The 7476-nt window shown below is 70.0% G+C and carries 6 protein-coding genes; 4 read left to right on the plus strand and 2 right to left on the minus strand.

What is annotated here, in order from left to right; translation table 11 throughout:
• Positions 1-115 precede the first annotated feature (115 nt).
• On the plus strand, positions 116-1474 hold the full coding sequence (gene glmM, locus ACFTZL_RS37465; RefSeq protein ID WP_382592642.1) for a phosphoglucosamine mutase: 1359 nt from the start codon (positions 116-118) through the stop codon (positions 1472-1474).
• Between the two features lie 86 nt (positions 1475-1560).
• Here glmM and ACFTZL_RS37470 read toward each other — a convergent pair whose 3' ends face one another.
• Positions 1561-2490, minus strand: coding sequence for a DUF389 domain-containing protein (locus ACFTZL_RS37470; protein ID WP_382592645.1), 930 nt, complete (start codon positions 2488-2490; stop codon positions 1561-1563).
• A 32-nt stretch (positions 2491-2522) separates the two neighbouring features.
• A complete protein-coding gene (gene coaA / locus ACFTZL_RS37475) occupies positions 2523-3512 on the minus strand; it encodes a type I pantothenate kinase (protein WP_382592648.1) in 990 nt (329 codons plus the stop codon).
• A 180-nt stretch (positions 3513-3692) separates the two neighbouring features.
• Between coaA and ACFTZL_RS37480 the strand changes: the two genes are divergently transcribed.
• The 3 genes from ACFTZL_RS37480 (at position 3693) to glmS (ending at position 7462) form a co-directional block, all read left to right on the plus strand.
• Positions 3693-4721: an ATP-binding cassette domain-containing protein gene (locus tag ACFTZL_RS37480; RefSeq protein WP_382592651.1), complete on the plus strand. Its 1029-nt coding sequence runs from the start codon at positions 3693-3695 to the stop codon at positions 4719-4721.
• Positions 4718-5527, plus strand: coding sequence for an ABC transporter permease (locus ACFTZL_RS37485; protein ID WP_382592654.1), 810 nt, complete (start codon positions 4718-4720; stop codon positions 5525-5527). The genes ACFTZL_RS37480 and ACFTZL_RS37485 overlap by 4 nt, the downstream gene beginning before the upstream one ends.
• 87 nt (positions 5528-5614) lie before the next feature.
• Positions 5615-7462, plus strand: coding sequence for a glutamine--fructose-6-phosphate transaminase (isomerizing) (gene glmS / locus ACFTZL_RS37490; RefSeq protein ID WP_382592657.1), 1848 nt, complete (start codon positions 5615-5617; stop codon positions 7460-7462).
• Positions 7463-7476 lie beyond the last annotated feature (14 nt).

Consider the following 7476-nt stretch of genomic DNA (forward strand, 5'->3'; position numbering starts at 1 on the left):
CGCCGGGGCGGTTCGTTTACACAACCCCTACCGCCCCCGGACAGTCTCAGGGATGTACTGGGGATGTACTTGGGGATGTGAGCCGCATTCTCAGAGCAATTCGGAGGACACCACAGTGGGACGACTCTTCGGCACTGACGGCGTGCGCGGTGTGGCCAACGCGGATCTGACGGCGGAGATGGCCCTGGGCCTCTCCGTGGCCGCGGCGCACGTACTGGCCGAGGCGGGCACCTTCGAGGGGCACCGCCCGAGCGCGGTCGTCGGGCGTGACCCGCGCGCGTCCGGGGAGTTCCTGGAGGCCGCCGTGGTCGCGGGCCTCGCCAGCGCCGGTGTGGACGTCCTGCGGGTCGGCGTGCTGCCGACGCCGGCGGTGGCGTTCCTGACCGGAGAGCTCGGCGCCGACCTCGGTGTGATGCTCTCCGCGAGCCACAACGCCATGCCCGACAACGGCGTCAAGTTCTTCGCCCGCGGCGGGCACAAGCTCGCCGACGAGCTGGAGGACCGGATCGAGTCCGTCTACGAGGAGCACCGCACCGGCGCCCCGTGGGAGCGGCCGACCGGGTCCGGGGTGGGCCGTGTCCGGGAGTACGGGGAGGGCTTCGACCGGTACGTCGAGCATCTGCTGGGTGCCCTGCCCAACCGGATCGACGGGGTGAAGGTCGTCCTCGACGAGGCGCACGGCGCCGCCGCTTGGGTCTCGCCGGAGGCGTTCCAGCGGGCCGGTGCCGAGGTCGTCACGATCGGGGCCGAGCCGGACGGGCTCAACATCAACGACGGATGCGGCTCCACGCACCTGGACAAGATCAAGGCCGCCGTCCTCGAGCACGGGGCCGACCTCGGCATCGCGCACGACGGTGACGCCGACCGCTGCCTCGCCGTGGACCACACCGGCGCGGAGGTGGACGGCGACCAGATCCTGGCCGTGCTCGCGCTGGCGATGCGGGAACGCTCCGTTCTGCGGTCCGAGACCGTGGTCGCCACGGTGATGTCCAACCTCGGGTTCAAGCTGGCCATGGAGCGTGAGGGCATCCGGCTCGTGCAGACCGCGGTCGGTGACCGGTATGTGCTGGAGGAGATGAAGGAGCACGGGTTCGCCCTCGGGGGCGAGCAGTCCGGGCATGTCATCATCCTCGACCACGCGACGACGGGTGACGGGACGCTGACGGGGCTGCTGCTGGCGGCGCGGGTCGCCGGGAGCGGGCGTTCGTTGCGGGAGCTGGCCTCTGTCATGGAACGGTTGCCGCAGGTGCTGATCAATGTGCCGGATGTCGACAGGACGCGGGTGGGGACGTCTGCGGAGTTGTCGGCGGCCGTCGCTGACGCGGAGCGGGAGCTCGGGGCTACCGGGCGGGTGCTGCTGCGGCCCTCCGGGACCGAGCCGTTGGTTCGGGTGATGGTGGAGGCGGCTGATATCGAGCAGGCTCGGTCTGTTGCGGGGCGGCTGGCTGATGCGGTGAAGTCCGCCCTGGGGTGAGTGGGCTTTCCGGGTAGGGGGTGGGGGCTGCGGTTGTTCGCGGGCTGACCGTGCGTCGTGGTTTGTCGCGCAGTTCCTCGCGCCCCTTAGAGACGCCGGCGTTGTCTGGACCAGAAGTATCTCTGGGTCAGCAGTGTTGCCGTGCCGGCGACGATGATGCCCAGGAGGTTCAGCAGGAGTTGCTGGGTGGAGCCCCAGGTCTGGGTGGTGTCGCCGTAGCTCAGGGCCACCGCGGCGTTCGCGGCTGCCGGGACCGTGGTGACGGAGATGGCCACGCCGACCAGGGCGCCGGACTTCGCCGAGGTCAGGGAGAGGGTGCCGGCGATGCCGGCCAGGACCGCCACGACGAAGGAGAACCAGTCGGGGGCGTAGATGAAGCCGGTGTTCGGGCGGTCGGCCGACAGTTGCTCCTCGCTGAACAGTCCGACCGCTTCCATGAAGAGGCTGAAGGCCACCGTCACCGCCATCGCCGCCGCGAAGCCGACCAGCAGCGCGATCAGGGAGCGCAGGGCCAGGCGCGATCTGCGCCGGACGATCGCCGTGCAGACGCCGGCGAGGGGGCCGAACTCCGGGCCCACCGCCATGGCGCCCACGATCAGGATCGCGTTGTCCAGGACCACACCGCAGGCCGCGATCATCGTGGCCAGCGTGATGAAGGCCAGGTATGTGACGGAGAGCGTCGACTCCTCGTGCGTCGCGTCGCTCAGGTGCTCCCACAGGACCGCGTCGGCGCCCTCGCCCGGCGCGTCGGCCTCGGCCTTCTCGGCCCGCTCGGACAGGGACAGGTCGATGGTCTCGACGGCGATGGAGCCGCTGGTGTCGATGCCCAGTTCCCGCAGGCCGGTGAGCAGTTCGTCGCCCGCCTCGCGTGCCACGTCGCACATGACGACGTCCCCCGGGGGGTTGCGGGCGGTGTCCGGCAGTACGACGAGGTGGGTGGTGCCGACCGTCTTCTCGATCAGCAGCACCACTTCGTCGGTCTTCTCGGACGGCGTGATCAGGCGCAGGTGGAGCATGGCGACCATCTAACCGGCCTTTTCCCCGGGCGTCACAGCTTGCGCAGGCTGAGCCGCTGCACCTTGTGGTCGGGGCCCTTGCGCACGACGAGGGTGGCCCGGCCGCGGGTGGGGGCGATGTTCTCGACGAGGTTGGGCCGGTTGATCGTGCGCCACATGGTCTGCGCGTAGTCGAGGGCCTCCTCCTCCGAGACCTGGGTGTACTTGCGGAAGTACGAGGACGGGTTCTGGAAGGCGGTCGCGCGCAGCTTGCGGAAGCGGTTGAGGTACCAGCGCTCGACGTCCTCGACGCGGGCGTCGACGTACACGCTGAAGTCGAAGTAGTCGGCGAGGCCGACCCGGGTGCGGCCGTCCTTGCCGGGCAGGGCGGGCTGGAGGACGTTCAGGCCCTCGACGATCAGGATGTCGGGGCGGCGGACCGTGAGCTTCTGGTCCGGGACGATGTCGTAGATGAGGTGGGAGTAGACCGGGGCCGTGACCTCGTCCTTGCCGGCCTTGATGTCGGCGACGAAGCGGGTCAGCGCGCGGCGGTCGTAGGACTCGGGGAAGCCCTTCCGTGACATCAGGCCGCGGTCCTGGAGCTCCTTGGTGGGCAGCAGGAAGCCGTCGGTGGTGACCAGCTCGACGCGCGGGTGTTCCGGCCAGCGCGAGAGCAGGGCCTGGAGGAGGCGGGCGACCGTGGACTTGCCGACCGCGACCGAGCCGGCGACACCTATGACGAACGGGGTGCCCGACTGGGAGCCCTGTTCGCCCAGGAAGGTGTTCAGGGCGCCTCTGAGGCCGTCCGTGGCACCGACGTAGAGATTGAGGAGTCTGGACAGCGGGAGGTAGATGTCCCGCACCTCGTCGAGGTCGATGACATCGCCGAGACCGCGCAGCTTCTCGACCTCCTCGGCCGTCAGAGGCAGCGGCGTCTTGTCACGCAGCGCGCTCCACTCGGCTCGGGTGAGGTCGACGTAGGGAGTCGCCTCCGGCCGCTGCCGGTGGGCGCTCCGGGGTATCGAGGAGACCGGAGAGATCACAGTCCATTGTTACGGGCGTACGAACGGACTGTGAGGTGGGATCCGTCACGCGAGGCATTGACCGCCGTTCGCCCTTGTTTGTGCCGAGAAAATCCGACACAGGCGGAATGTCAGTGGCGTGCGTCACAGTTGTGGGAGGAGTGGGCCCGGTCCGGGGTCCGCGAACGCCTGGGGGTACCCATGACGTATGCGATAGAGGCGGAAGGCCTGGTCAAACGGTTCAAGGAGACCGAGGCGCTGGCCGGCGTCGACCTGGCGGCCCGCAAGGGCACGGTGCTCGGGCTGCTGGGGCCCAACGGTGCCGGGAAGACGACCGCGGTGCGGATCTTCGCGACACTGCTGCGCCCGGACGGAGGCACAGCCCGGGTGGCCGGCCACGACGTGGTCCGGGAGGCCGGGGTCGTACGCTCCCTGGTCGGGCTGACCGGACAGTACGCGGCGGTGGACGAGAACCTGACCGGCACGGAGAACCTGCTGCTCATCGGCCGGCTGCTGGGTCTGCCGCGGCGGGAGGCGAAGGCGCGGGCGGGTGAGCTGCTGGAGCGGTTCCAGCTCACGCACGCGGCCGGGCGGGCCGCGAAGACCTTCTCGGGCGGCATGCGCCGGCGCCTGGACCTCGCGGCCAGTCTGGTCGGGCGGCCCAGCATCCTCTTCCTGGACGAGCCGACCACGGGTCTTGATCCACACAGCCGCGGAGAGCTGTGGGATCTGCTGCGCGGCCTGGTCGCGGACGGGGCCACCGCCCTGCTGACCACGCAGTATCTGAACGAGGCCGATGTGCTCGCCGACGACATCGTGGTGATCGACAAGGGCCGGGTGATCGCCGAGGGCACGCCGGACCGGCTGAAGGCGCAGGTCGGCGGGCAGGTGCTGGAGCTGCGGCCGATCGTCGGGCAGGACCTCGCGCGGGCGCACGCGCTGGTGGCAGGGGCCGCCGGGCCGGAGGCCCGGATCGAGGGCGAGATGGTCACCGCGCCGGTGAAGGATCCCGAGCTGATGCCGGCGGTGGTGCGCGCGCTGGACCGGGAGGGGATCGCGGTGGGGGAGCTGGCCCTGCGCCGCTCCTCGCTCGACGAGGTCTTCCTCGCCCTGACCGGACATCGTGCCGAGCCGGGTGAGCCCGAGGGGGACGGTGGGGCCGACGTCCATGACGACGGGGAGACCGTTCGTGACGACGACGGGCTGGAGAAGGCGGTGAGCCGGTCATGACCGCCACCACGCTGGCCCCGCCGGTCACCGCGTCGGGGCGCGTGCCGCCCCTCGCCGGGATGCGGCAGACCTTCACGATGGCCTGGCGGAGTCTGGTCGCCGTCAAGCACAACCCGCTCGAACTGGTCGACTACAGCATCACGCCGATCATGTTCGTGTTCCTCTTCACCTTTGTGCTGGGCGGGCAGATGGCCGGATCGCCCGAGGCGTATCTGAAGTACGCGCTGCCCGGGATCATCGTGCAGAACACCCTGTTCATGACGATGTACACGGCCATGGCGCTCAACACCGACCTCACCAAGGGCGTCTTCGACCGGCTGCGCAGTCTGCCGATCGCGCGGTCCGCGCCGCTGATCGGGCGGATCACCGCGGACCTCGCCAAGCACCTGTGGGCGCTGCTGCTGATGATCGGCCTCGGGCTGGCGCTCGGCTTCCGCATCACCGGTGGGTTCGGAGGGTTCCTGCTCGGGGCGCTGCTGGTGGTGGTGTTCGCCGCGGCTGTGTCCTGGAGTGCGGTGCTGATCGGGATGCTGGCGGGCGACGCCGAGAAGGTGCAGGCGTTCGCCTTCACGCTCATCTTCCCGATCACCTTCACCAGCAGCGCGTTCGTCGTCGTCGACACCATGCCCGGCTGGCTGCAGGCGTGGAGTGACGTCAATCCGGTCACGCATCTGTCCGACGCGTTCCGGGGGCTGCTGCTGGGCGGGGCGGTGGCGGAGCCGGTGCTGTGGTCGCTGGTGTGGGCGGCGGGGATCGCCCTCGTGTTCTATCCGCTGGCGATGAGGGCCTATCGGGCGAAGGTGTGATCCGGGGCTTCGTACCCCGGTGGGAATTTCCGATTTCGGGCACGCAACGGCCGGTTCGGCGCGGGAATCGACCCTAAGCTGCCGCCCATGTGTGGAATCGTGGGATACGTGGGGCCGCAGTCCGCGCTCGAGGTCGTGATGGCCGGGCTGAAGCGGCTGGAGTACCGGGGGTACGACTCGGCGGGTGTCGCCGTGCTGGCCGATGGTGGGCTGGCGGCGGCGAAGAAGGCCGGGAAGCTCCTCAATCTGGAGAAGGAACTGGACGGCCGGCCGCTGCCGACCGGCACGACGGGCATCGGGCACACCCGGTGGGCCACGCACGGCGGGCCGACGGACTCCAACGCCCACCCGCACCTCGACAACGCGGGCCGGGTCGCCGTGGTGCACAACGGCATCATCGAGAACTTCGCCCTGCTGCGGGCCGAGTTGGAGGAGCGGGGTCACGAACTCGGCTCCGAGACGGACACCGAGGTCGTCGCGCATCTGCTCGCCGAGGAGTTCTCGTCGTGCGCGGATCTCGCCGAGGCGATGCGGCTGGTGTGCCGGCGGCTGGAGGGCGCGTTCACGCTGGTCGCTGCGCATGCCGACGAGCCGGACGTGGTGGTCGGCGCACGGCGAAACTCGCCGCTGGTGGTGGGCGTCGGGGAGGGCGAGGCCTTTCTCGCCTCGGACGTCGCCGCGTTCATCGCCCATACGCGGTCGGCGATCGAGCTGGGACAGGACCAGGTGGTGGAGCTGCGCCGGGACGGCGTGACGGTGACCGGCTTCGACGGCCGCCCGGCTGAGGTGCGGTCGTATCACGTCGACTGGGACGCGTCGGCCGCGGAGAAGGGGGGCTACGACTACTTCATGCTCAAGGAGATCGCCGAGCAGCCCAAGGCGGTCGCCGACACGCTGCTGGGCCGGATCGACGGCTCCGGGTCGCTGACCCTGGACGAGGTGCGGATCCCCCAGGGAGTGCTGCGGGAGATCGACAAGGTCGTCATCGTCGCGTGCGGTACGGCCTTCCACGCCGGGATGATCGCCAAGTACGCCATCGAGCACTGGACGCGCATTCCGTGCGAGGTGGAGCTGGCCAGCGAGTTCCGGTACCGGGATCCGATCCTGGACGCGCAGACCCTGGTCATCGCCATCTCGCAGTCCGGCGAGACCATGGACACGCTCATGGCGCTGCGCCACGCCCGCGAGCAGGGCGCCAAGGTCCTGGCGATCTGCAACACCAACGGCTCGACGATCCCGCGCGAGTCCGACGCGGTGCTGTACACGCACGCCGGTCCGGAGGTCGCCGTGGCCTCGACGAAGGCGTTCCTGACGCAGCTCGTGGCGTGCTACCTGGTCGCCCTGTACCTGGGGCAGGTGCGGGGCACCAAGTGGGGCGACGAGATCCGGGCCGTGATCCGGGACCTGTCCTCGATCGCCGGTGCGGTGGAGCAGGTCCTGGGGACGATGGAGCCGGTACGGGAACTCGCGCGCACGCTCGCCTCGAAGAACACGGTGCTGTTCCTCGGGCGGCACGTGGGGTATCCGGTGGCGCTCGAGGGCGCGCTGAAGCTCAAGGAACTGGCGTACATGCACGCCGAGGGGTTCGCGGCGGGGGAGTTGAAGCACGGTCCGATCGCCTTGATCGAGGAGGACCTGCCGGTGGTCGTCGTGGTGCCGTCGCCGCGCGGGCGGTCCGTCCTGTACGACAAGATCGTGTCCAACATCCAGGAGATCCGGGCGCGAGGGGCTCGGACGATCGTCATCGCGGAGGAGGGGGACGAGGCCGTGGTGCCGTACGCGGACCACCTGATCCGGGTTCCGGCCACGCCGACCCTGTTGCAGCCGTTGGTGACCGCGGTGCCGCTCCAGGTGTTCGCGTGTGAGCTGGCGACGGCCCGCGGCAACGACGTGGACCAGCCCCGGAACCTGGCGAAGTCGGTGACGGTGGAGTGAGGACGGCGGAGTGA

Origin of the sequence: Streptomyces sp. NPDC056948 (genome assembly GCF_042674225.1) — a bacterium.
GTDB classification, from domain to species: domain Bacteria; phylum Actinomycetota; class Actinomycetes; order Streptomycetales; family Streptomycetaceae; genus Streptomyces; species Streptomyces purpurascens.

Coding starts and splice junctions, on each gene's coding strand:
- ACFTZL_RS37480 (WP_382592651.1), top strand. CDS start 3,693: ATGACGTATGCGATAGAGGCGGAAGGCCTGGTCAAACGGTTCAAGGAG.
- glmS (WP_382592657.1), top strand. CDS start 5,615: ATGTGTGGAATCGTGGGATACGTGGGGCCGCAGTCCGCGCTCGAGGTC.
- ACFTZL_RS37485 (WP_382592654.1), top strand. CDS start 4,718: ATGACCGCCACCACGCTGGCCCCGCCGGTCACCGCGTCGGGGCGCGTG.
- ACFTZL_RS37470 (WP_382592645.1), bottom strand. CDS start 2,490: ATGCTCCACCTGCGCCTGATCACGCCGTCCGAGAAGACCGACGAAGTG.